At 70.6% G+C, this 22,599-nt stretch carries 23 protein-coding genes; 19 read left to right on the top strand and 4 right to left on the bottom strand.

The window, feature by feature from the left end; all coding sequences use genetic code 11:
- Nucleotides 1-6 precede the first annotated feature (6 nt).
- Nucleotides 7-558: a Uma2 family endonuclease gene (locus DLJ59_RS35570; RefSeq protein WP_158630954.1), complete on the bottom strand. Its 552-nt coding sequence runs from the start codon at nt 556-558 to the stop codon at nt 7-9.
- 348 nt (nt 559-906) lie between these two features.
- On the opposite strand from DLJ59_RS35570, the gene DLJ59_RS35565 reads away from it, so the two are divergent.
- The 4 genes from DLJ59_RS35565 (at nt 907) to DLJ59_RS35550 (ending at nt 5,601) form a co-directional block, all read left to right on the top strand.
- Nucleotides 907-1,320 carry a DUF485 domain-containing protein gene (locus tag DLJ59_RS35565; RefSeq protein WP_244236400.1) on the top strand — a complete coding sequence of 138 codons (414 nt, stop codon included), beginning with the start codon at nt 907-909 and terminating at the stop codon, nt 1,318-1,320.
- Between the two features lies 1 nt (nt 1,321).
- A complete protein-coding gene (locus tag DLJ59_RS35560) occupies nt 1,322-2,962 on the top strand; it encodes a sodium/solute symporter (protein ID WP_124778492.1) in 1,641 nt (546 codons plus the stop codon).
- 186 nt (nt 2,963-3,148) lie between these two features.
- The gene (locus DLJ59_RS35555; protein WP_124778491.1) at nt 3,149-3,913 is read left to right on the top strand and encodes an ABC transporter ATP-binding protein; all 765 of its coding nucleotides are present in this window, start codon (nt 3,149-3,151) and stop codon (nt 3,911-3,913) included.
- Complete coding sequence (locus DLJ59_RS35550) at nt 3,898-5,601, top strand: ABC transporter permease (RefSeq protein WP_124778490.1); 1,704 nt, start codon at nt 3,898-3,900, stop codon at nt 5,599-5,601. The genes DLJ59_RS35555 and DLJ59_RS35550 overlap by 16 nt, the downstream gene beginning before the upstream one ends.
- Here DLJ59_RS35550 and DLJ59_RS35545 read toward each other — a convergent pair.
- Together DLJ59_RS35545 and DLJ59_RS35540 are read right to left on the bottom strand one after the other, a co-directional pair.
- Complete coding sequence (locus DLJ59_RS35545; protein ID WP_124778489.1) at nt 5,598-5,792, bottom strand: DUF397 domain-containing protein; 195 nt, start codon at nt 5,790-5,792, stop codon at nt 5,598-5,600. The two genes, DLJ59_RS35550 and DLJ59_RS35545, sit on opposite strands and share 4 nt — an antisense overlap.
- Nucleotides 5,789-6,574: a helix-turn-helix domain-containing protein gene (locus tag DLJ59_RS35540; RefSeq protein ID WP_124778488.1), complete on the bottom strand. Its 786-nt coding sequence runs from the start codon at nt 6,572-6,574 to the stop codon at nt 5,789-5,791. The genes DLJ59_RS35545 and DLJ59_RS35540 overlap by 4 nt, the downstream gene beginning before the upstream one ends.
- A 658-nt stretch (nt 6,575-7,232) precedes the next feature.
- Here DLJ59_RS35540 and DLJ59_RS35530 point away from each other — a divergent pair.
- From DLJ59_RS35530 to DLJ59_RS35475, 12 genes are all read left to right on the top strand, one after another.
- Complete coding sequence (locus DLJ59_RS35530) at nt 7,233-7,985, top strand: flavin reductase family protein (protein WP_124778499.1); 753 nt, start codon at nt 7,233-7,235, stop codon at nt 7,983-7,985.
- 176 nt (nt 7,986-8,161) lie between these two features.
- Entirely contained in the window at nt 8,162-8,527 is a 366-nt protein-coding gene (locus tag DLJ59_RS35525; RefSeq protein ID WP_124778486.1) for a DUF485 domain-containing protein, read from the top strand.
- Entirely contained in the window at nt 8,505-10,196 is a 1,692-nt protein-coding gene (locus DLJ59_RS35520; protein WP_124778485.1) for a solute symporter family protein, read from the top strand. The genes DLJ59_RS35525 and DLJ59_RS35520 overlap by 23 nt, the downstream gene beginning before the upstream one ends.
- Before the next feature lie 89 nt (nt 10,197-10,285).
- On the top strand, nt 10,286-11,263 hold the full coding sequence (locus DLJ59_RS35515) for an NAD-dependent epimerase/dehydratase family protein (RefSeq protein ID WP_124778484.1): 978 nt from the start codon (nt 10,286-10,288) through the stop codon (nt 11,261-11,263).
- Nucleotides 11,264-11,339: 76 nt separating this feature from the next.
- Entirely contained in the window at nt 11,340-12,566 is a 1,227-nt protein-coding gene (locus DLJ59_RS35510) for an LCP family protein (protein ID WP_124778483.1), read from the top strand.
- 159 nt (nt 12,567-12,725) lie between these two features.
- Nucleotides 12,726-13,994: an LCP family protein gene (locus DLJ59_RS35505; protein WP_124778482.1), complete on the top strand. Its 1,269-nt coding sequence runs from the start codon at nt 12,726-12,728 to the stop codon at nt 13,992-13,994.
- Nucleotides 13,995-14,255: 261 nt separating this feature from the next.
- The gene (locus DLJ59_RS35500) at nt 14,256-15,131 is read left to right on the top strand and encodes an LCP family protein (RefSeq protein ID WP_124778481.1); all 876 of its coding nucleotides are present in this window, start codon (nt 14,256-14,258) and stop codon (nt 15,129-15,131) included.
- Between the two features lie 58 nt (nt 15,132-15,189).
- The gene (locus tag DLJ59_RS35495; RefSeq protein WP_124778480.1) at nt 15,190-15,525 is read left to right on the top strand and encodes a rhodanese-like domain-containing protein; all 336 of its coding nucleotides are present in this window, start codon (nt 15,190-15,192) and stop codon (nt 15,523-15,525) included.
- Between the two features lie 10 nt (nt 15,526-15,535).
- On the top strand, nt 15,536-16,324 hold the full coding sequence (locus tag DLJ59_RS35490) for a glycerophosphodiester phosphodiesterase (RefSeq protein ID WP_124778479.1): 789 nt from the start codon (nt 15,536-15,538) through the stop codon (nt 16,322-16,324).
- Between the two features lie 55 nt (nt 16,325-16,379).
- Nucleotides 16,380-17,834 carry a sensor histidine kinase gene (locus tag DLJ59_RS35485; RefSeq protein WP_124778478.1) on the top strand — a complete coding sequence of 485 codons (1,455 nt, stop codon included), beginning with the start codon at nt 16,380-16,382 and terminating at the stop codon, nt 17,832-17,834.
- A gap of 67 nt (nt 17,835-17,901) precedes the next feature.
- Nucleotides 17,902-18,321, top strand: coding sequence for an ATP-binding protein (locus DLJ59_RS35480; RefSeq protein ID WP_244236401.1), 420 nt, complete (start codon nt 17,902-17,904; stop codon nt 18,319-18,321).
- Between the two features lie 59 nt (nt 18,322-18,380).
- Nucleotides 18,381-19,268, top strand: a complete 888-nt coding sequence (locus DLJ59_RS35475) for a DUF5926 family protein (protein WP_124778476.1) — start codon at nt 18,381-18,383, stop codon at nt 19,266-19,268.
- Here DLJ59_RS35475 and DLJ59_RS35470 read toward each other — a convergent pair.
- Nucleotides 19,255-20,502, bottom strand: a complete 1,248-nt coding sequence (locus tag DLJ59_RS35470) for an arginine deiminase (RefSeq protein ID WP_124778475.1) — start codon at nt 20,500-20,502, stop codon at nt 19,255-19,257. The genes DLJ59_RS35475 and DLJ59_RS35470 overlap by 14 nt on opposite strands.
- Nucleotides 20,503-20,665: 163 nt before the next feature.
- Between DLJ59_RS35470 and DLJ59_RS35465 the strand changes: the two genes are divergently transcribed.
- The 3 genes from DLJ59_RS35465 to DLJ59_RS35455 all read left to right on the top strand — a co-directional run bounded on the left by DLJ59_RS35465 (nt 20,666) and on the right by DLJ59_RS35455 (nt 22,493).
- Complete coding sequence (locus tag DLJ59_RS35465) at nt 20,666-21,403, top strand: hypothetical protein (RefSeq protein ID WP_124778474.1); 738 nt, start codon at nt 20,666-20,668, stop codon at nt 21,401-21,403.
- A gap of 166 nt (nt 21,404-21,569) precedes the next feature.
- Entirely contained in the window at nt 21,570-22,028 is a 459-nt protein-coding gene (locus DLJ59_RS35460; protein ID WP_124778473.1) for a hypothetical protein, read from the top strand.
- Nucleotides 22,029-22,103: 75 nt separating this feature from the next.
- Complete coding sequence (locus tag DLJ59_RS35455; protein WP_124778472.1) at nt 22,104-22,493, top strand: ACT domain-containing protein; 390 nt, start codon at nt 22,104-22,106, stop codon at nt 22,491-22,493.
- The last annotated feature ends 106 nt before the right edge of the window (nt 22,494-22,599 follow it).

The raw sequence follows: 22,599 nt of genomic DNA, 5'->3' as shown, positions 1-22,599 counted from the left end.
AACGGGTCAGAAGATGTCGGTCAACGGCAGGGCGAGGGGGAACGGCTCCTCGGTGCGGTAGACCTCGCCGACCGGCAGAACGGCCTGCTCGCGGTAGCCGCCCGCGCCGTTCACCAGCACCGTCAGGGTCTGCTTGCGGGGCTCCACCAGCCAGTACAGCGGAATGCCGACGGCAGCGTACTCGTGACGTTTGAGCACCAGGTCGCGGCCGGCGTTGCTCGGCGAGATCACCTCGACGACGAGGAGCACGTCGGAGGGGTCGAGCGCGGCACCGCCGCTGTCCAGTGCGCGCTCACCGGCGACGAAGAGATCGGGCACGAAGTACGACGAGCGTTTCGCACTCACCCCGATGTCCTGACCGACGAGCACACCGGTGGGGGCCTGCCGGTCGAGGATCCGGCGGAGGCGGTTGGCGACCGCCCCGTGGAAGACGTCCGCATGGGGGGACACGAGCAGACTCCCGTCGAAGATCTCGTAGACCTGGTCGTCCTCGGGGAGGCTCTGGAGGTCGTCCACCGTCCAGGCGTCGCCCCAGCCGGGCCGGGCAGGGTTGGTCACCGTCACACCTCCTCTCTACCGGACCACAGTGACAGCTCGATCGGTTGTCCACAACGAGCCTCGGGAGTTCCCACACGCCAGCCGGCCTGGTCCCGGAGTTATCCACAGGGATGAGCGGTTCTCCACAGGTTATTCACAACGCAAACCACGGGTACCGGTGGTCGAGGACGAACGGACCATCGCCGAGTCCATCGCCGCCCGATTACGGGCCTCGCGGCGGACGGGCCCAGCGCGGTCGCGCAGTTCCACGCCGGACAGCCGGATCTGGTCGCGGGGCACGTGCTGCGGTCTGCGCGGCTGGTGAGCGTGAACGCTTGACAATCGCGTACGGCGGGCGAGACTGCCGGGGTGGCCAAGCAACTCCCTGATGTGGGAACGGGCGGTGCGGTACCGCCGCCCCGGCGGTCCCGGATCGTGCTGGCCGAGATCACCCGGCAGGACACCCGCGCCGAGCGGACCCGCGCCGAGTTGGCCCAGCAGACCCAGGTGGGCGAGGCGCTGGTCCGCGGCCTGGTCCGGGCCCAACTCGCGTTGGCGCTGCGGCTGTCCCTGGTGGTGGCCATCGGGCTGGGCGGGCTGCCCTGGCTGTTCGCGATCGCGCCCGCGCTCGGCCGGACCACCATCGCCGGCGTCAACCTGCCGTGGCTGCTGCTCGGGGTGGCCTCCTTCCCGTTCCTGATCGCGGTGGGTTGGGCGTACGTGCGGCTGGCCGAGCGCAACGAGCAGGACTTCACCGATCTGGTGCAACGGCCGGAGCGCTGAGGTGGGCAACGAATTCGTGGTCCCGGCCATCGTCGCGGTCACCCTGGTCACCGTCGGGATCGGCTTCTACGGGCTGCGGTTGGCCCGGACCACGTCCGACTTCCTGGTGGCGTCCCGGGCGATCAGTCCGACGTGGAACGCCGCAGCGATCGGCGGGGAGTACCTGTCGGCGGCGAGCTTCCTCGGCATCGCCGGGCTGGTCCTCAAGTACGGCGTGGACGTGCTCTGGTACCCGGTCGGGTTCGCCGCCGGCTACCTGGCCCTGCTGCTCTTCGTGGCCGCACCGCTGCGCCGCTCCGGCGCGTTCACCCTGCCCGACTTCTGCGAGCTGCGGCTCGGGTCGCGTCGACTCCGCATCCTGGCCACCGCCTTCGTGATCTTCATCGGTTGGCTGTACCTGGTGCCGCAACTCCAGGGCGCCGGGCTGACCCTGACCACGGTGACCGGCTCCCCGTACCCTCTCGGAGCCCTGCTGGTGGCCGGCGTGGTCACCGCGAACGTGGCGCTGGGCGGAATGCGCGCGATCACGTTCGTGCAGGCGTTCCAGTACTGGCTCAAGCTGACCGCTCTCGCCGTACCGGTGATCTTCCTGGCTCTCCAGTGGCAGGCCGACGGCCGCCCGGCGGTGACCCCACCCGACGGGCCGACGTTCCGGGCCGCGACCACCGTCGTGGTCGAGCACCGAGCGACCCTCACCCTGCCCGACGGTGACATCCGGGAGGTACGCCCCGGCGACGAGCTGACCTTCGCCGCCGGTGACCCGGTGCCGGCGGTGTCCGGGGCGGCCACCGATGCCAACGACTGGTTGCTGCCCAGCACCGCCGGTGCCGACGACCGGGGCCTGTTCGCCACGTACTCGCTGATCCTGGCCACCTTCCTGGGCACCATGGGTCTGCCGCACGTGCTGGTGCGCTTCTACACCAACCCGGACGGCGCGGCGGCCCGGCGGACCACCCTGGTCGTGCTGGCGTTGGTCGGCCTCTTCTACCTGCTGCCCACCCTGTACGGGGTCCTCGGCCGGATCTACACCCCTCAACTGCTGCTCAGCGGCCAGACGGACGCGGTGGTGGTGCTGCTACCCGGGGCGGCGCTGGGCGACGGGCTGGTCGGGCGGCTACTCGCCGCGCTGGTCGCCGCGGGCGCGTTCGCGGCGTTCCTCTCCACCTCGTCCGGGCTGCTGACCAGCGTCGCCGGGGTGATCTCGACGGACGTGCTCGGGCGGGGATCGGTGCGTGGTTTCCGGCTGGCCACCGTCATCGCCGGTGGTGTGCCGGCGGTGCTGGCGCTGCACGTCTCCGGGCTGGACGTGTCGCAGGTCGTCGGGCTGGCCTTCGCGGTCGCCGCGTCGAGCTTCTGCCCGCTGCTGGTGCTCGGCATCTGGTGGCGCGGGCTGACCGACGTGGGCGCCACCGCCGGAGTGGTGGTCGGCGGCGGCGCGGCGATCGGCGCGGTGCTGGTCACCGTGCTCGGCCCACCGCTGTCCGGCTGGCCGGCCACGCTCATCGCGCAGCCCGCCGCCTGGACGGTGCCGCTGGCCTTCACCGTGATGGTCGCCGTGTCGATGGCAACCCGCCGGCGGGCCCCGGCGGACATCGCCGCCACCATGCTCCGCCTGCACACCCCGGAAGCCCTCCGCATGTGAGGCCAGGCAGCCTCGTCCGCCTCACTACCGCGCCGATCTTGCAGTTTCGGATGTCGACATGGGGTGATACGCCCTATCCGTCGGGACAGCACGTGCAAGATCGCGGAGTGGTCCGCCTCGGGGAGGATCGCGGGTCCACCCAGCGCCGGACGGCGGAACTGGCGATCGACGGATACCGTCGGGCGCATGACTGTTGAGCACCCCGCGCTCGCACTGCGCGGCCTGGCCAAGCGGTTCGACGGCACGATCGCGGTGGCCGGCGTCGACCTGGACGTCCCCGCCGGCTCCTTCTACGGCCTGCTCGGCCCGAACGGTGCCGGCAAGACCACCACCCTGTCGATGGCGGTCGGGCTGTTGCGTCCGGACGCCGGCTTGGCCCAGGTGCTCGGGCACGACGTCTGGCAGGACCCGGTCACCGCCAAGCGGCTGCTCGGCGTGATGCCCGACGGGGTCCGGTTGTTCGACCGGCTGACCGGGGCGGAGCTGCTGGCGTACAACGGGTTGTTGCGCGGGATGGACCCGGCGGTGGTCGACCAGCGGGCCGCCGAGCTGCTGGACGTGCTGGCGCTCGGCGACGCCGATCGGACGCTGGTGGTGGACTACTCGGCAGGCATGAAGAAGAAGATCGGCCTGGCCTGCGCGCTGCTGCACGGGCCTCGGGTGCTGGTGTTGGACGAGCCGTTCGAGGCGGTCGACCCGGTGTCCGCCGCGCTGATCCGGGACATCCTCACCCGGTACGCGGCCGGTGGCGGCACTGTGGTGTTCTCCAGTCACGTGATGGAGGTCGTCGAGCGGCTCTGCTCGCACGTGGCGATCCTCGCCGACGGCACCATCAAGCGGGTCGGGACCCTCGACGAGGTCCGTGGCGACCGTTCGTTGGAGCAGGTCTTCGTCGAGGTGGTCGGCGGGCGTACCGCGACCGGTGAGGAGCTGTCGTGGCTCTCCCGGTAAGTGCGGACGCCACCGCCGCTGCCCCCGTACGGTCGGTTTCCGCTCGCCACTTCGTGCGGCTCAAGCTGCGGGTGATGGGCAACAGCTTTCGGGGTCAGGGCTGGCGGATCGCCATGTTCATCGGCGGCGCGTTGCTCGGGCTCTGGTTCGCCGCCAGCGGTTTCTTCCTCTTCGCCGCGCCGGGCCTGACCGGCAACGGCGAGTACGCGGTGCTGGTCGCGGCGGCTGGTGGCGGGCTGCTGGTGCTCGGTTGGCTGCTGCTGCCACTGGTCTTCTTCGGTGTGGACGAGACACTGGACCCGGCCCGGTTCGCGCTGCTGCCGCTGCCCCGGCGCACGTTGGTCACCGGCCTGTTCGTGGCGGCCCTGATCAGCGTGCCGGTGCTGGCGGTGCTGATCGCGTCGTCCGGGCTGGTGTTGACCGCCTGGTCGTTGGGTGGCTGGTCGGCGGGGTTGGTCGCCGTCCTGGGTGTGCTCGCCGGGCTGCTGCTCTGCGTGGCCGCGAGCCGGGCGGTGACCAGCGCGTTCGCCACCATGTTGCGGTCCCGACGGGTTCGGGACCTGGCGGCCGTGCTGCTGGCGGTGACCGCCGCGTTGCTCGGCCCGTTGCAGATCTTCGGCCTCGCCGCGCTGCGCGAGGCGGACTGGGCCCGGCTGACCGGTGTGGCGACCGTGATCGGCTGGACGCCGTTGGGCGCCCCGTGGACCGCCGGCATCGACGTGGCCGAGGGCCGGGTGTGGGCGGCACCGGTCAAGTTGCTGATCACGGTGGTGGCGCTCGGCGCACTGCTGGCCTGGTGGTCCCGTTCGCTCGAGTCGGCGATGGTGGGGGCGGCGAGCGCCGGTAAGGCTCCGGCACGACGCGGAGTTGCCGGTGGCGCGGTCGCCCAACTGTTTCCCCGGGTCGCCGGCTGGGCCCGCCGGGACCGGTTCGGTGCCCTGGTCGCCCGGGAGGCCCGTTACTGGTGGCGGGACGCGCGCCGCCGGGCCAACCTGATCACGGTCGCGGTGGTCGGCATCTTCGTGCCAGTGATGATCAACGTGACCGGCGGGGACTTCGCGGCCATGGGCGAGGAGGGGTTCACGGCGGCCGCCAGTGACAGCTCACCGGTCGTGGTCACCCTCTCGATGGTCTTCGTCGGTGTGCTCGCCGCCGTCACTCTGGCCAACCAGTTCGGCTTCGACGGCAGCGCGTACGCCGCCAACGTGGTGGCCGGGGTGCCCGGCCGGGTCGAGCTGCGGGCCCGGATGACGGCGTTCTCGCTGTACGTGCTGCCGATGCTGGCGGTCGTCGCGGTGGCGCTCTCGGTGCTGTTCGGTAAGCCGGGTTGGATCGGGCTCACGATCGGCAGCCTGGTCGCCACCTACGGCGCCGGGCTGGCGGTGAACAGCCTCGTCTCGGTGCTCGGGGCGTACTCGCTGCCGGAGACGAGCAACCCGTTCGCGATGAACAGCGGTGCGGGCCTGGCGAAGGGGCTGCTCACCGTGCTGGCCATGCTCGCCTCGACGGTCGCCGCGGTGCCGATGGTGGTGGCCGCCGCGCTGCTCGGCGACGCGTGGCTCTGGCTGGCCCTGCCGGTCGGCGCTGGTTACGGGCTGGGCGCGGCGCTGCTGGGTGCGTACCTGGCCGGCGACGTGCTGGACCGACGTCAGCCGGAACTTCTGGCCACTGTCACGCCGCGCCGCTAACCGGCGCGGCGGCCAGCGTCGGTGATGAAGTCACGCCAGGCAGCCGGAGCGAAGGTGAGGGTTGGGCCGGAACGGTCCTTGCTGTCCCGGACCAGCACGACGCCGGGCAGATTGTCCGCCACCTCGACGCAGTTGCCGCCGGAATCGGTCGACCGAGTGGAGGTGCGCCAGCGTGGTTCATTGATCGTCATGGTGTCACCTTCAGCTTCCGGATCAGATCCATCGAGGCGCTTGTGGAGAGTGCTTCGCCGAGCAGGCTATCCCATTTGCGATCAATCAATCGGAGTGTCTCCGGGTCGTCCATGACGTGTCCGCGAGCAGCATTCTCCAGGTAGAGCACCCTGTCCCCGTCTGGCAGATCGGCGAACACGAAGCCGCCCCCAAAGCCGACATGCTCCCCGACGCTCAGTGGAATGACGTGCAATCGGGCGGACGGAAGGTCTGCCACGTCAAGCAGTCGGCCGAGTTGGGCGTTGAGCACGGCGTGACCCCCCACCGGACGGTGAAGGCCCATCTCGTCCACCAGGAAGACACACGTTGGCGGCGCATCCCGGGACAGCAGGAGCTGGCGTTCCAGACGAACCGCGACAAGCTCGTCAACCACCGCCGGCGGATGCAGCCCGCCCGCCGAGATGACGGCACGGGCGTACTCCTCGGTCTGAAGGAGGCCGGGCACGAGACATGCCTCGAAGGCACGTAGGCGCGTCGCCCGCTGTTCGTATCCGCGCCAGGGAACAAACCAGGACGGGCCGTACTCCTGATCGGCAGTTTTGAGGAGTTCGGCGAGGAGGCCGCCGGTGGCGAGGGCTTCGTCGGCGGCGACCGCGAACTCCATGGTCGGCCGGCGTCGGCCGGTTTCGATGGCCGCGACGGTGGACGGACTCCACTTGGTGAGGCTCGCCAACGCCTCCTGGGACACCTCGGCACCGGCTCGGGCGGCCTTCAACGCCCGCACCCACATTTCGACGTTCATCCTTACCTCTCCGGTAAGTACGCGACCGCGCTGTGTAGTAAGCCCTGGCATCCTCCCCTGTCGGCGCCTTTCCGTCCAGGGTGGAGAGCACGCGGCCCGGCCGGTGGAGGCGACGTCCCGGCGACTGGGTCCTGCGTTCGGGCCGCCCCGGTCATCCCCCGGCCGGGGCGGCCCTCGTCGACCGGGAGGAGATCAGCGATGTTCGGGTTCATCCGTGGCAGAGACGGGGCGCGGTGGTCGTACCGGAGAAGGAAGGTTGCGGCACCGGCGGCCGTGCCGGGTGCGACCGGATCGGAGCGGTCGGCAGGCCCGCCGAATGAACCACCCGCATGGGCGAACGGGCCGACGGTGGCCCTGCCGCGACCGGGCCGGGCCGGCTGGCTGACCCCCGCGCAGACCTGGCGGGCGAACGGTGGCCGCTGGTGATGCCCGCCGCCCGGCCGCAGGACCGGACCTCGGACCACGCAGACGACCAGACGACGCACTGCACCAGGGATCGTTGTGCCACCCCGAGCGTGATGCCCCTCAGACATCAAGATGACCCAGGGGCATCACGGTCATTCGGGCATCGCCCTCGAGCGAGCGGACCGCGCCACAACCGGTCGACTTCACCGCACCGGCCAGCCGGAGAGCCGGGGTGAGCCGGCCGCACCTGCCGATGCGGCCGCTCTGGCGGTGTCGCGGCTGCGGGGCGCCCTGGCCGTGCCAGTCGGCGCGGCTGGCGCTGCTCGCCGAGTACCGGCACGACCGCGTGGGCCTGCTGGTCTACCTGGGTGCCCTGATGGCGGAGGCCGGCGCTCAGCTCACTCGGCTCAACGGGCGACCCGCCGACCTGCACGAGCGCTTCCTGGGTTGGGCGCGGGGCCGGGGCGGCACAATGTTTCACGTGAATCATGAGCCAGGTGCCGAGATCCACCACACCGATCCGTTCGCGGTGCCGGCCGGGCAACGGTCGCCGGTACGCCGACTGCGGGGGCGACTAGCCGCACCGGTGACCCTCTGGACGGCGCCCGGTCCGGCCGGGCTGACCGTTTCGTCCACCCTGGTCGCCGAGGGCGAGCCGGACCGGTTGCTCGGGCTGATCGACGCCGAGTCCGACCTCTGGGCGGCCGTCGAGGAATCGGGGCGGTTCGCGGTCACGCCGCTCGGCCCGCCACACCGGCAACTCGCCGACCGCTTCGCCGGCCTCTTTCCCGCCCCCGGCGGGCTCTTCGCCACCGGCGGATGGGTCGAGACGCCGTACGGGCCGGTCCCGGCGGACGCCGCCGGCTGGGCCGGGTGCCGGCTGGACACCGCCCGGGAGTACGGCTGGGGCCTGCTGGTCGAGGCCACGATCGAGGCGGTCGACCTGGCCGAGGAGTCCGCTCCGCTGCTGCACTACCGCGGTCGCTATCACGAACTGCCAGCCTGAACGGCAGCCTCATGCGGGTCCGACCGATCATCGCAGTGACCTGAGTCACTTGGCGCAGCCAGCCAACCGCTCGGCGCACTCGCCGACCGGCATCGATCTCAGCCTTCCCTGCCGGGGAGTGCGCTCTTTACGGTGCGCGAAACTCCTCTGACGCCTGTGAAGGTGGTGATCCACAGATGTCCACGGACACACCCACTCCGGCCGCTTCCGAGTCGGACAAGTATCTGGCCGTACAACGGTCGGACGAGTTCGCCGGGCTGCGGCGTGCGCTGCGCGGCTTCGTCTTCCCGATGACCGTTGCTTTCTTCCTGTGGTATGCGCTCTACGTCATTCTCTCCGCGTACGCCCGGGACTTCATGGGCACGAAGCTGTTCGGCAGCAACATCAACGTCGCGCTGGTCTTCGGCCTGCTCCAGTTCGTCTCCACGTTCCTGATCGCCTGGCTCTACTCCCGGTACGCGGACCGGAAGATCGACCCCATCGCGGACCGGATCCGCGCCGAGATCGGGGAGGTGACCCATGAGCAAGGTCCACGCGGTTGAGACGTTCCTCGCGGCTGAGGCGGGCAACCACACCGCCCGCAACCTGACCATCACGCTCTTCCTGGTCTTCGTGGCGGTGACCCTGGCCATCACCATCTGGGCCAGCCGGCAGACCAAGACGGCTACCGACTTCTACGCGGGCGGCCGGTCCTTCTCCGGCTTCCAGAACGGCATGGCGATCGGCGGCGACTACATGTCGGCCGCCTCGTTCCTCGGCATCGCCGGCATCATCGCGCTGTACGGCTACGACGGCTTCCTCTACTCGATCGGCTTCCTGGTCGCCTGGTTGGTGGCCCTGCTGCTGGTCGCGGAACTGCTCCGGAACTCGGGCCGGTACACGATGGCGGACGTGCTGGCCTTCCGGATGCGTCAGCGTCCGGTGCGTACGGCGGCGGCGGTCTCCACCATCACGGTGTCGATCTTCTACCTGCTGGCCCAGATGGTGGGCGCCGGCGCGCTGGTCGCGTTGCTGCTCGGCATCCGGCCCGGCACGACCTTCCTCGGCATGGACGCGGACACCGCGAAGATCGCCACCATCATCATGGTCGGCGCGCTGATGATCATCTACGTCACCGTGGGCGGCATGAAGGGCACCACCTACGTGCAGATCGTCAAGGCGTTCCTGCTCATGAGCGGTGCGCTGTTGATGACCATCCTGGTGCTGGCGAAGTTCAACTTCAACCTGTCGGCGCTGCTGGGCCAGGCGGCCGAGGCATCCGGCAAGGGCAGCGCGTTCCTCGAACCCGGGTTGCGGTACGGCGTCGAGGTCGCCGGCAACTCGACGCAGACCTTCTACAACAAGGTTGATCTGCTGTCCCTCGGCATCGCCCTGGTGCTCGGCACCGCCGGTCTGCCGCACATCCTGATCCGCTTCTACACGGTGCCGACCGCGAGGGCGGCCCGCAAGAGCGTGCTCTGGGCGATCGGCATCATCGGCACCTTCTACCTGCTCACCCTCGCCCTCGGCTTCGGCGCGGCAGCGTTGGTCGGCAGCCAGGCGATCACGGCGCAGGACAAGGCCGGCAACACCGCCGCACCGCAGCTGGCCGAGGCGCTCGGCATCGACTTCTTCGGCGGCGACCTGGGTGGGGCAGCCCTGCTGGCGATCATCGCGGCGGTCGCCTTCGCCACCATCCTCGCGGTGGTCGCCGGATTGACGTTGGCCTCGTCGTCCAGCCTGGCGCACGACTTCTACGCGAACGTGCTGAAGAGGGGCGAGGCGTCGGAGCGACAGGAGGTGCGGGTCGCCCGGATCTCCGCCCTGGTGATCGGCGCGGTGTCGATCGCGTTGTCGATCTACGCACAGAACCTCAACGTGGCGTTCCTGGTGGCGCTGGCCTTCGCGGTCGCCGCCTCGGGCAACCTGCCGGCGATCCTCTACAGCCTCTTCTGGCGGCGGTTCAACACGTCCGGCGCGGTGTGGGCGATCTACGGCGGGTTGCTCTCCGCCGTACTGCTGGTGTTCTTCTCGCCGGTGGTCTCGGGTGCGGCGACGTCGATGTTCCCGAACCACGACTGGCAGTGGTTCCCGCTGTCCAACCCGGGCATCCTCTCCATCCCGTTCGGTTTCCTCTGCGGGTGGATCGGCACCGTCATCTCCAAGGAGCACGACGAGGACAAGTACGCGGAGCTGGAGGTGCGCGCCCTCACCGGCTCTGGCGCCCACTGACCACGGTGCCCGTCAAGGGGTCCCCTGCTGACGCACGACGTCAACAGGGGACCCCCTACGCCGTTTCGGCGGTCGGTAGGCTGAGCGGTATGAAGGTTGCTGAGCGCTTTGGTTCCGGTCACCGCGTCCTCGTCACCGGCGGAGCGGGCTTCGTCCCGTCGCACCTGGTAGACGCCCTGATCGCCCGAGGTTGCACGGTGGTCGCGCTGGACAACTTCGTGACCGGCTCCAAGGAGAACGTCGCCCACCTGCTGGATCGGCCGACCTTCACCCTCGTCGAAGCGGACATCTCCGACGGCCTGCCGACCCACCACCCGGCGATGGCCGAGCGGTTCGACGCGATCCTGCACATGGCCTCTCCGGCCAGCCCCACCGACTTCGCCCAACTGCCGGTGGAGATCCTCCGGGTCGGCTCGGTCGGCACCCTGCACCTGCTGGAGCGCGCGGTCGCCGACGGCGCCCGGTTCCTGATGGCCTCCACCTCCGAGGCGTACGGGGACCCGAAGGAGCACCCGCAGCGGGAGACCTACTGGGGCAACGTCAACCCGATCGGTGTCCGCAGCGTCTACGACGAGGCCAAGCGCTTCTCCGAGGCAGCGACGATGGCGTACCACCGCTACCGCGGGCTCGACGCGGCCATCGTCCGGATCTTCAACACGTACGGTCCGCGGATGCGCCCGGACGACGGCCGCGCCATCCCCACCTTCATCTCCCAGGCGTTGCGCGGCGAGCCGATCACCGTGCACGGCACTGGCAACCAGACCCGGTCCATCTGCTTCGTCGAAGACCTGGTGCGCGGCATCCTGCTGCTGCTCGACTCGACCGAGACGGGCCCGGTCAACTGCGGCACCGAGCACGAGCTGAGCATGCGACAACTCGCCGAGTTGATCGTGTCGCTCTCCGACAGCACCTCGAAGGTGACCTATGTCACCCGCGGCTCGGATGACCCGGAGATGCGCCGGCCGGATCTGACGCTCGCGCGTGAACTGCTCGGATACGAGCCGTCGGTCGCGCCCGAAGATGGTCTGCGACGCACGATCGAGTACTTCCGCACCCGGCTGGGGTGACGGGATCTTCGGGTACCACCCGCCGCTGAGTGTCGCCTGAAGGCGGCAGTGGCTCTGGCTACGTACCCTGAGTTACATGTCCGCGACCTCGTCAGCCGGCGTCCCGCATCCGTACCTGCACCGCAGCGCCGGGCGCGCGTCGGTGCCCGGCCCCGACCGGAGCGCCTCCGGGCGTGCTCGTCCGAGCGAGGGGCGCTTCTACCCGTCGTACGACGAGGAGCAGTCGCAGCCCGGCGGTCCGGCGGGGCCCACGGGGCCCGGCGGCCCGGGTGGCGCCGGTGGGCCGGGGCGGCGCGGCCCACGACCGCGCTGGGGGCGGATCGCCCTGGTGGCCGGGGCCGCGGTGCTGGTGCTGGCGCTGCTCGGCAGCGTCGGCGCCTGGTTGTACGCCCGGAACCTCAACAGTGATCTGGCCCGCACCGACCCGTTCTCGGAGATCACCGGTGGTCGGCCCGCCAAGACCGTCGATGGTGCGCTGAACATCCTGCTGGTCGGCAGCGACTCGCGGGACCCGGACGCACCGGTCGACACCAAGAGCCAGTGGCGCGCCGACACGATCATCGTCATGCACATCCCGGCCGACCACCAGGAGGCCTACCTGGTCTCCATCCCCCGGGACCTGTACGTGCCGATCCCGGAGAGCGCCGGCGCGGACTGCGGCTCCGGTTCGCGCGCGAAGATCAACGCAGCGTTCGCGTTCGGTGGGCTGCCGCTGGCGGTACGCACCGTGGAGTGCTTCACCGACGTTCGGATCGACCACGTGATGGCGATCGACTTCGGCGGTTTCAAGGAGGTCACCGACGCCCTCGGCGGGGTGGACCTGAAGGTGGAACGCACTATCACCTCGATCCACAAGCCGTACCGGACGTTCACCAAGGGCACCAACCACATGGACGGCGCGGAGGCACTGGACTGGATCCGGCAGCGCAAGCAGTTCCCGGACGGGGACTTCGCCCGGATGCGGCACCAGCAGGAGTTCCTTCGGGCGCTGATGGACAAGGCGGCCAGCACGGGCACGCTGGCGAACCCGAAGAAGCTCAACGATTTTCTCAAGTCGGTGACCGCGGCCGTAACCGTCGACCAGTCTTTCTCGGTTACAGACATGGCGCTGCAGTTCCGTAACCTGCGCGGCCAGAACCTCACCTTTGTGACCAGCCCGAACTCGGGCAGCGACACCATCAACGGCGAGTCGGTGGTGGTGTCGGACCGGGAGAAGGCGCTCGCGATGTACCAGGCCATGTCCGCCGACAGGATGGCCGACTGGGTCAAGGCCAACCCGCCGAAGAGCAACGACGGCGGCTGAGCCCGGCCCGAGGGGCACCAGCCGTTCGGGTCATCGAGCAGCGACGATCGTCTGAGTCTGCGAAATTCGACGTCCGGATTGACCCGGGATGAACTCGCCAAGTCGATTTGATGTACGTACAGTGGTGCCGCCCCCTCCTGATCACGAGCTGGAGCACGCATGCCGGTTCAGGCCAGTCGTCGCCCTTCTTCCCCCGGGTCCGCCGCCCCCAGCGGTCGGGTCGCTGCGGCCATACCCGTGCAGACGCGCCCCGCGGGCGGCGGGCCGACCCTGCCCCCGCCCGGCAGCGGCGGTGATGGCGGTGGCGACCGCTCGGGTGGCGGTGGGTCGAAGAAGCGGACCAAGCGCAAGGACCCGCTCTGGGCCAGGCTGACCGTGGTCTTCGGTGCCGTGTTGATGCTGAGCAGCGGCGTGGCCATCGTCGGCAGCAAGGCGCTGATCGGGCAGGCGACCAGCGGCATCGCGAAGGGCAACCTGCTGGGTGAAGCGGGCAAGTCCGACGCGGAGGGCGGTGCGAGCCTGGACGGCCCGATCGACATGCTGCTGCTCGGTGTGGACGCGCGGGAGCGCTGGGCCGCCGACGACGTCCGCTCGGACAGCATCATCATCCTGCACATCCCGGCCACGCACGACCAGGCGTACCTGATCTCGATCCCCCGGGACACCGAGGCGCAGATCCCGGCGTTCGAGAAGAGCGGCTACGGCGGCGGCTCCGGGAAGATCAATGCCGCGTTCCAGGCCGGTGCCGCCAACGGTGGCGGCTGGGAGGGTGGCGCCCAGCTGATGGCCCAGACGATCAAGCGGCTCACCGGGATCAGCTTCGACGGCGCGGCGATCATCAACTTCGGTGGCTTCAAGAACGTCATCGACACCCTGGGCACGGTGCGGATCTGCGTCAGCCAGGAGGTCCAGTCGCTGCACATGTCGTACGTCGACGGCAAGCCGATGTGGAACGCGGATGCCAAGAAGACCGGCAAGTCGCGGACCCCGGTGGTGCACAAGAAGGGCTGCCAGCAGATGGAGGGTTGGGCCGCGCTCGACTACTCCCGCCAGCGCAAGACCCTCAAGAACGGCGACTACGACCGGCAGGCCAACCAGCAGCAGCTGATCAAGGCGATGGCGAAGAAGGCCACCGAGGGCGGGATGTTGACCAACCCGACCAAGATGAATCAGCTGATCAAGGCGGCAGGTGGGTCGCTCGTGCTGGACACCGGCGGCGTGAAGATCGAGAACTTCATCTTCACCATGCGCGGGGTCACCGGCAACGAGCTGACCATGCTCAAGACCAACAACGGCACCTTCAACGCCAACGGCAACAACACCGAGGGCTTGAACGAAGAGACGATGGCGATGTTCCGGGCCGTCAAGCAGGACAAGCTCGCCGAGTTCGTCTTCACCCACCCCGAGGTGATCTCCACCCGCAAGTGAGGCGGTAGTCGCGGAAAGCCAGCGACGACCTCGTCACCGCCCGTAGCCTGACGTGAGCAGGTTTCACGTATCGGCTGCGGGGAGGCGGTCACGTCCAGGTGGGGACGGAACGCAGCGGGCCGGGCCGGAGCGACCCCGTCCGCCCGGTCACCTCGCGCCCGTGGGTCACGGATCCTGCTCGGCGTCGGCCTGGCCCTCGTCCTGCTGGCAGGGCTCGCCGTGGCCGGGCTCAAGACGCTCAGCCACCGGTACGACCGCACGGTGACCAAGGAGCAACTGCTCGACGCCGACGCCCGCACCGAACGCACCGACCTGGACGGGCCGCTCAACTATCTCCTGGTCGGCTCCGACCGACGCCCCGGCGACAGCGGCCCGGACCAACGCTCCGACACCATCCTCATCGTGCACGTCCCCGCCGGCCAGCGGGAGGCGTACCTGGTCTCCATCCCGCGTGACCTGCTGGTCTCCATCCCGCCCGCGAACGGCTTCGGTGGTGGACGAGACAAGATCAACGCGGCGTACGAGCACGGCGGCGGCGGGGAGGCCGGCGCCCAACTGCTCTCCGCCACCCTGCACCGGCTCACCGGAATCCAGTTCGACGGCGCCGCACTGATCGACTTCTCCGGCTTCCGGAAGGTCATCGACCTGCTCGGCGGGGTGGAGATGTGCGTCGACACCGAAGTCCGCTCGATCCACACCAACCGGGTCTTCACCACCGGCTGCCACCAGATGGACGGGGCGCAGGCGTTGGACTACGTCCGACAGCGCTACGACCTGCCCGGCGGTGACTACGACCGGCAGCACCACCAGCAGCAGCTACTCCGGGCGATGCTGGACAGCGCCGGCAGGGCGGACCTGCGAAGCAACCCCGTCAAACTGGACCAGGTGCTCCGGGCGGTGGGCAGTTCCCTGACCGTCGACACCAACGGCGTACCCCTGGAGGACCTGCTCCTCGCGCTGCGCGCGCTGCCGCCCGACGGGATGCGCGGCGTCCAGGTGCCCTCCTCGCCGCAGACCATCGACGAGGTCTCGTACGTGGTGCTGGACAACGGGGGCAACGGGCTCTTCGAGGCGCTCCGCGGCACCCGGCTGCCGGCCTGGGCGCAGGCCAACCCCCACTGGGTGACCCGGTTGTGACGGTGTCGACGGCCCGGTCGGTGTCGAACCGGGCCACGAGGATCTAGTGTTGCTTCCTGTGTTCGGACCCCAGGTTCCCACCGTGCCCGTGACCGAGATCGCCGACGAGACCTACCTGCTGGATGTGCGGGAGGACGACGAGTGGGCGGCTGGCCACGCGCCCAACGCCCACCACCTGCCGATGATGGAGCTGCCGGCCCGACTGGCCGAGGTGCCGACCGACCGGGAGGTGGCTGTCGTCTGCCGTTCCGGCGGGCGCTCCGCCCAGGTCGTCGCCTACCTGATCAACAACGGCTGGGAGCAGGTGCGCAACGCCGACGGCGGGATGCGCCAGTGGGCTGCTGTCGGCCGACCGGTGGTCGACGCGAACGGGCAGCCCGGCCAGGTCATCTGAGGCCGACGGAATGGGCGGGCCACTGGTCTTCGCGCACCGCGGCGCCTCGTTCGACCTACCCGAGCACACCCTCGCCGCATACCTGCGCGCCCTCGACGAGGGGGCCGACGGCCTGGAGTGCGACGTCCGGCTGACCCGGGACGGGCACCTGGTCTGCGTGCACGACCGACGACTCGACCGCACCAGCAACGGTCGCGGCCTGGTGAGCGCGCGGACACTCGCCGAGCTGGACGCCCTGGACTTCGGCTCGTGGCACCCGGGCAGCGCTCCGGACGGCGACCTGCCAGCGGACGAGTCACACACCCGGTTGCTGACCCTGGCCCGGCTCCTCGACGCGGTGCTCGCCGCCGGACGGCCGGTCCGACTGCTGGTCGAGACAAAGCACCCGTCCCGCTACGGCTCGAACGTGGAACGGCGGCTGGTCAGCCTCCTGCGCCGGTACGGGCTGGCCGATCCGGCGCCGGACGACCCGGTGCAGGTCACCGTCATGTCGTTCTCCCCGCTGGCGGTCCGTCGGGTGCGCGAGCTGGCCCCGACGCTGCCCACCGTGCTGTTGCTGGAGGTGTTGCCGCGCTGGCTGCCGTTGGGCCGGCTGCCGTTCGGCACCCGGATCGCCGGGCCGGGCATCGACCTGGTCCGGGCCCGCCCGCGGCTGCTGCCCACGCTGCGCGCGGGCGGCAACCAGGTGTACGTCTGGACGGTCAACGAGCCGACCGACCTGGAGTTGGTGTTGGCCGCCGGGGTGGACGGGATCATCACCGACCGGCCGGCGTACGCCCTCGCCCGGCTGGACCGCTGACCCCATCGGCCGGGCGGGGGTGCCCAAAACCGGGTCGGCGGGGCAGACTCGGCACATGCCGGAGCGTATCGATTTCCCCGCTCTCATCGCCGGCCACACCGTCGTGATCGAGATGATCAACTCTGGGGACGCGGGCCTGCCGGTCCTCACCCAACTGCTCCGGGTGGCCCAGCCGGCGCTCGGCGCGACCGGGATGGCGTTCGTCGAGTTCGGCCCGACCGGCGGTCGGGTGATCGCCGCGACCGGCGCGGCGGAGTGGGCCCTCGGCCGACCACTGGCAATCGACGACCCGGACACCGTCTGCCTGCTCGCCGGACCACGGGTGCGCCAGGTGCGGGTGGGTGACCTCAGCGGCAAGCTGGCCAGCGAACTGGCCGGCAGTGGCCTGCGCCGGATGGTGGTCTCCCGGGCCGAGATCGGCGGTCACACCGTCGGCAGCCTGCACGCGCTCTATCCGGGCGACGACGAGCCGGGCCCCGAGCAGCAGGGGGTGATCGCCTACCTCGCGTCCTGCGTCGGGCACATGTACGGCGACCAGAGTGGCCTGCCGGTGCACGGCGACGGCCCGGTGGTGGCGGCCCTCGCCGACGGGCTGGCCGTCGTCGACCGGGACGGGCACGTCCGGCTCTGGAACCCGGCCGCCGCCCAGGTCACCGGCCGCACGGTCGAGCAGGCGTTGAACCACCCGTTGCCGTTCCCGCTGCCACCCTCCGGGCAGGTTCGGGACCACCGGATGCCGGACGGCCGCTGGCTGCGGATCACCTCCGGCGAACTGCCCGGACCGGGCACGTTGCGGGTGGTCACCTTCCGCGACATCACCGACCAGCAACGCCGCGACCACGACCGGGAGCTGTTCGTCGCGGTGACCAGCCACGAGCTGCGCACCCCGGTCACCGTCATCAAGGGGTACGCGGACACCCTCACCGACCACTGGGAGTCGCTGACCGACGTCGACCGCCGACAGGCGGCCCGGGTGATCGGGCAGCGCGCCAACGAGCTGGCCCGGTTGGTCGACCGGCTCCTCAGCTCCGCAGCCGAGGTGGGGCCGGGCGACGACCCGCCCACCCCGTTCGACCTCGGCGAGGCGCTGCGCTGCGCCGTCGTGGACCTGCCGGCTGAGCTGCGCCGCCGGCTGGTGCTCCGCCTCCCCAGCGATCTACCCAAGGCGCTCGGTCACCGGCCCAGCCTGGCCACCGTGCTGACCGAGTTGACCACCAACGCCGGTAAGTACTCGGCACCGGACTCGCCCATCGAGATCACCGCGTCGGGCGACGGCCAGCTGGTGGCGTTCCGGGTCAGCGACCAGGGCATCGGCATCCGACCCGAGCACGTGGAACGGGCGTTCGACCGGTTCTGGCAGGGCGAGTCCGGCGACCGTCGCGGCTACCCGGGTGCCGGGCTCGGCCTCTATCTCGTCCGCCGGATCGTTGAACAACAGAATGGATGGGTATCCCTACGTCCGAGGACCGGCGGCGGTACGGTCGCAGAGGTGCGGCTACCACGCGGTTGACCGAGGGTGGCGCGACGTGGAGGCGACGGTGGCAGCGGCAGCGGTAGCGAGAGATCAAGCCTGGTGCGTGGTGGTTCCCCACCACCCGGGCGGAGCACGGCTGGCCCGACACCGGCTCGCCGCTGAGCTGGCGGACGCCGTACCCCCGACGCTCCTCGCGGACCTGATCGCCGTGCTCGCGGAGCTGGTGGGCAACGCGGTGCGGCACGCCAGACCACTGCCCGGCGGCGTGATCCGGGTCGCCTGGCGACTGCGCCCCTCGGCCGGGGGCGCACTGATTCAGCTTCGGGTCACCGACGGCGGCGGCGTGAGCACCGGCCCACGTCTCCGGACGGCCAGTCCGGACTCGGCGGACGGGCGCGGGCTGCACATCGTGGCCGGTCTGGCCACCCGCTGGGGCGTCGAGCAGGACGGCATGGGCCAGCGCGTCTGGGCGGAGTTCGACCCGGTGCCGGCACCCCGACCCGGCCTGGTGCCGGCGGGCTGAGTACGGCTCGGGCGGGTCCCGGCCACGGCGAGCCGCCCGGGGCTCTAGGCTGTGACGCCGTGAGTAAGCGTCGAAAGAGCCAGCGCACTGCCGCCGACACCACCCCCCGCCGCGACAAGGTGCGGGACGTCTTCGTCCCGCGTCCGTTCGACGGGCTGGTCGACGAGTGCGAATGGATCGCGCTACGCGAATTGGTGCCCGCCGCCTCCGCCCCGCTGCGGCTGGCGCCCGCCCTGGTCGAGGAGTTCGGTGACCGGGCGGCGACGCTCGCCACGGTGCTGCCGATGGCCGCCCCGGCGATCACCAAGCCGGACGGCCGCGTGCTCATCGGTCTCCAGCGCCACCAGCAGTCCGGCGACGTCTCCCGGGATCTGGCCGACGCGTTGCTCAGCGCGTTGCGCACCGAGCCGGGTGGCCAGGTGGCCGTGCCGCCACTGCCGGGGCCCGGGCCCCGTCTGCAGGACATCCTCGTGGACGGGCCGCTGGACATCACCATGCACGACGGTTTCGACTTCTGGCTCGACCCCGGGGCCGCCGACGATCCGACCGTCCAGGCGTCGCTGGAGCGGGCGAACGCGGCCATCTACCCGACGGTGCGGCTGACCGCGGCGAAGGCCGCGTACTGGTGCCAGGTCCCGGAGAAGGCCCACGTGCGCTGGGTACTGCCGGACGACGAGGACGCCGCGCTCGACGCGCTGGCCCGCCTGGGCGCGGCCGGCACGCTGACGCTCGGCGAGCAGACCAAGTTCGCCGGCATGTTCCGCGCGCACGGTCGACTGGTGCCGGTCTGGGACCTGCCGGAGGAGACTCCGGCGGCCGAGTGGGAGGAGCCGGTGGCGCAGTTCGCCAAGCGGTACGCCGAGGCGCTCACCGTCACCGACCCGCTCGACGCCGCCGACCGTCGGGCCCGGCAGGGGCTGCTGGGCCGCCAGCTCACCCTGCGCTGAGCCGGGCCTGTTCCGCTCGGCCGGGGACGGGTAGCGGTTCGCGGGTGATCGGGCAGGACATGCAGCGGGGTCCACCGCGGCCGGAACCCAACTCGGAGCCGACGATCGGAATCACCTCGATGCCGGCCCGCTCCAGTTGGGCGTTGGTCTCGGTGTTGCGCTCGTAGCCGACGCAGAGCCGGGGTGCCAGCGCGAGGGTGTTGTTGCCGTCGTCCCACTGCTCGCGTTCGGCGGTGACCGGATCCAGCCCGGTGTCGATGACCCGGAGCAGGTCGAGGTCCATCGCGTCGGCGGCGGCCCGCAGGAACGGTGCCGGCCCGTCCACCCGCGGGTCCTCGCCGTCGCCGCCGGCGATCACCGTGTACGCGGACAGCGTGCTGGCGATGTTGGGATACATCAGGACGGCATCCACGTCGACCATCGTGCACACGGTGTCCAGGTGCATGGTGGCGCGCTTCTGGGCGATCGGCACCACCAGGATGGTGTGGGCCAGGCCGGCGGCGAAGACCTGCCGGCCGAGGCGTTCGGCGCCGGCCGGGGTCGTCCGCTCGCCCACCCCGACCGCCAGCACCCCGGGTGCGAGCAGCAGCACGTCGCCGCCCTCCAGGTGCTCCAGGTTGGGTCGGTAGACGAACTCGGTGCCGGCGAACCGGGGGTGGTAGCGGTAGATGGCGTCGGTCAGGGTGGTTTCGCGTCGGCGGGCCGGCATGGCCAGGCTGGTGACACCGACCCGGTCGCCGATCCAGAGCGACGAGTCGCGGGTGAACAGCAGGTTGGGTAGTGGGTCGATGACGAAGTCGTGCCGGTCCATCAGCGTGTAGACCAGCCCACCCGGCCGCTCGGAGCTGATCCGCAACTCCTCGTGGGCCAGCCCGGCGGTGAGCACGTCGGCCAGGGCGGCCGGGTCCAGGTAGGAGAGGTGGTCGGCGACGCGGGCGCGCAGGGTGTCGCCGAGCCGCCGGGAGCGCAGCACCTCCTCGGTGAGTTCGGCCCGGGCCTCCGCGACGGCGAGCGTCTCGGCCAGCAGGGTGGCCAGGTAGAGCACCTCGACGTCGCGCTCGCGCAGGGCGGCGGCGAACGCGTCGTGCTCCTCCTGCGCGCGTCCCACCCAGGGGATCGCGTCGAACAGGAGCGAGTCGTTGTTGCGTGGGGTGAGCCGGGCCAGTTCGGGGCCGGGCCGGTGCAGCAGTACGGTGCCGAGCCGTCCGACTTCGCTGTCGACGTAGTGGGTCACTCCCGCAGCGTAGGGCAGGGTTTAGCGGCATCCGATAAAAGAACTGTGGATGAATATGGCATTCATCCACAGTCATTCCGGCGTTCCGGCTTGCCGAACACCGGTAGTAGCAACGTAGGGTAGTGAGGACATAACTTCGAGGGACCTTTTGCCGGAGGTCGCGATGACTGTCTTTCCCGCACGACGAGCCGTACCGTCCGCTCGGGCACTGCCGCCCGTGGCGGTGCCACACCCCCGCGTCGAGTCGCCGGGGGTTCTCGAACCGGTCCGTCCGACACCGCTCGAATGGGCCCGTCGCCGTCGGGCCGAGCGGGGTGCCCGCCGCCTGGAGGCGGCCGGGGCCCGGGCGTTGGGCCAACTCGATCATCTCGGGCCGGCCTGGCACGTGATCGAGTGGCCGCGCACCGACGTGACAGACGTCCTCGACCGCGGGCAGGACGACCGGGCCGGGTTCCTCGCCATCGGGCCGAGCGGCCTCTTCGCCGTGACCATCGCCGACCACGGCCGGGCCAGGGTGCTCGTCGCCGGCGACGTGGTGCAGATCAACGGCAAACGGCCCCCGTACGTGGCGGAGTCCCGCCGGGACGCCAAACGCGCCAGCAAGGCCCTCTCCGACGCCGTCGGGCTGACTGTTCCGGTCACGCCGGTGCTGACCTTCGTCGGCTCCGGCGTGATCAGCGTCTACGGCCTTCCGAAGGACTGTCTGATGGCCACCCACCGGGAACTGGACCGGCTGCTCGTGGCCGGTGGCAGCCGGATCAGCCCGGCCACCGCCGAAAAGCTTTCCCGGGTCGCACAGCACCCCAGCACCTGGCTGAACGGCACGTACCGTCCAACGGCCGACTACCGGTGGTATGACGAGGGCCGAACGGCCGCTGACAAGCCGGCCCACCGCCGGTAACGTCACCGGCGACGCCACGCGGCTCCGGTCCCCCTCACCTCACCGGTCTCCGCGCCGTCACCGGTCGTCTCGGTCAACGCCGCGCGGCCCGGTGACCCGGTGCGCTCGGTGATTCCGTCGGCGACCCGCTAGCGTGGACAGTCGATCGGTGCACATAGGAGGCGCGGTGGCCCACGTCGAACTTTCGCTCTCGGAGGCGTTCGTGCCGGCGGCGCGGGCCTCGACAGAGCCGGAGTCCGACAACGTCGGCCAATGGTCGTCGACAGTCTCCCGGGCCGATGAGCCGTGTCTGCTGATCGACGCCGACACCCGGGTGATGGCGATCTCCACGGCCGGCTGCGAGTTGCTCTGCCTCGGCGAGCCGGACGGGCTGATCGGGCGACCACTGCTCGACGGCGGGCTACGCCTGCTCGACTTCACCGCCAACCGGGGCGAGCTGACCGAAGCCGAGATCGACAAGATCCCGCCCCTGCTGGCGCTCTCCTCCGGCAGACTCGCCCGAGGGCTACTCCGGGTGCAGGCCGCCTCGGCGAACCGCTCCGACGCGACCGTCGACGCGATCTCCACCCCGGTGCTCACCGACGGCACCGTCGCCGGCTCACTCACCTTCTTCTCCGAGGTCTGACCTGCGACGCGGTGTGTCCTTCGCCGCATGCGGCGTTGCCCGGGCAGGCCCACCCGAAGGCCGTAGGGTGCCCTCATGCTCGATATCGCTCTGCTGCCAGGGGAATACGCTGTGTGCCGGATGGCCGCCGGCGCCACCCTGCCGTACGCGCTGTCGACCGGGCTGCGCGGAGCGGACGTGGTGACGGTGAGCTGGACCTCCGACGGGATCTCCGTGATCTGCCCGATCGACCGGGCACCGGCGCAGGCAGTGGTGGAGACGACCTGGCGATGCCTACGGGTCACCGCCCCGGTGACGCTGGCCGGCACCGGCAGCCTGGCCGCGCTCGTCGACCCACTCGCCGAGGCCCGAGTCAGCGCCGTCACGTTCTCCACGTTCGACACCGACTATCTGCTGGTGCCGACCGTCCGGCTGACCGAGGGAACGGCCGCGCTCCAGCGGGCCGGGCACCGCGTCACCGGCTGACCTTCACCCGATCGGCCGCTCACCCTACGATGGGCTCGGCCACCCCGGCCGCGACGAATTCTCCGATGTCTTCGAGGATCGGCCCGTGCCGTTCACCCCACCCCAC

It is taken from the genome of Micromonospora inaquosa, assembly GCF_003857055.1.
Classification (GTDB): Bacteria; Actinomycetota; Actinomycetes; order Mycobacteriales; family Micromonosporaceae; genus Micromonospora; species Micromonospora inaquosa.
This window is presented reverse-complemented; position numbering and strand designations above follow the sequence as displayed.

Coding starts and splice junctions, on each gene's coding strand:
- DLJ59_RS35490 (WP_124778479.1), top strand. CDS start 15,536: ATGGGCGGGCCACTGGTCTTCGCGCACCGCGGCGCCTCGTTCGACCTA.
- DLJ59_RS35505 (WP_124778482.1), top strand. CDS start 12,726: ATGCCGGTTCAGGCCAGTCGTCGCCCTTCTTCCCCCGGGTCCGCCGCC.
- DLJ59_RS35540 (WP_124778488.1), bottom strand. CDS start 6,574: ATGAACGTCGAAATGTGGGTGCGGGCGTTGAAGGCCGCCCGAGCCGGT.
- DLJ59_RS35515 (WP_124778484.1), top strand. CDS start 10,286: ATGAAGGTTGCTGAGCGCTTTGGTTCCGGTCACCGCGTCCTCGTCACC.
- DLJ59_RS35465 (WP_124778474.1), top strand. CDS start 20,666: ATGACTGTCTTTCCCGCACGACGAGCCGTACCGTCCGCTCGGGCACTG.
- DLJ59_RS35555 (WP_124778491.1), top strand. CDS start 3,149: ATGACTGTTGAGCACCCCGCGCTCGCACTGCGCGGCCTGGCCAAGCGG.
- DLJ59_RS35455 (WP_124778472.1), top strand. CDS start 22,104: ATGCTCGATATCGCTCTGCTGCCAGGGGAATACGCTGTGTGCCGGATG.
- DLJ59_RS35530 (WP_124778499.1), top strand. CDS start 7,233: ATGCGGCCGCTCTGGCGGTGTCGCGGCTGCGGGGCGCCCTGGCCGTGC.
- DLJ59_RS35510 (WP_124778483.1), top strand. CDS start 11,340: ATGTCCGCGACCTCGTCAGCCGGCGTCCCGCATCCGTACCTGCACCGC.
- DLJ59_RS35485 (WP_124778478.1), top strand. CDS start 16,380: ATGCCGGAGCGTATCGATTTCCCCGCTCTCATCGCCGGCCACACCGTC.
- DLJ59_RS35520 (WP_124778485.1), top strand. CDS start 8,505: ATGAGCAAGGTCCACGCGGTTGAGACGTTCCTCGCGGCTGAGGCGGGC.
- DLJ59_RS35525 (WP_124778486.1), top strand. CDS start 8,162: ATGTCCACGGACACACCCACTCCGGCCGCTTCCGAGTCGGACAAGTAT.
- DLJ59_RS35545 (WP_124778489.1), bottom strand. CDS start 5,792: ATGACGATCAATGAACCACGCTGGCGCACCTCCACTCGGTCGACCGAT.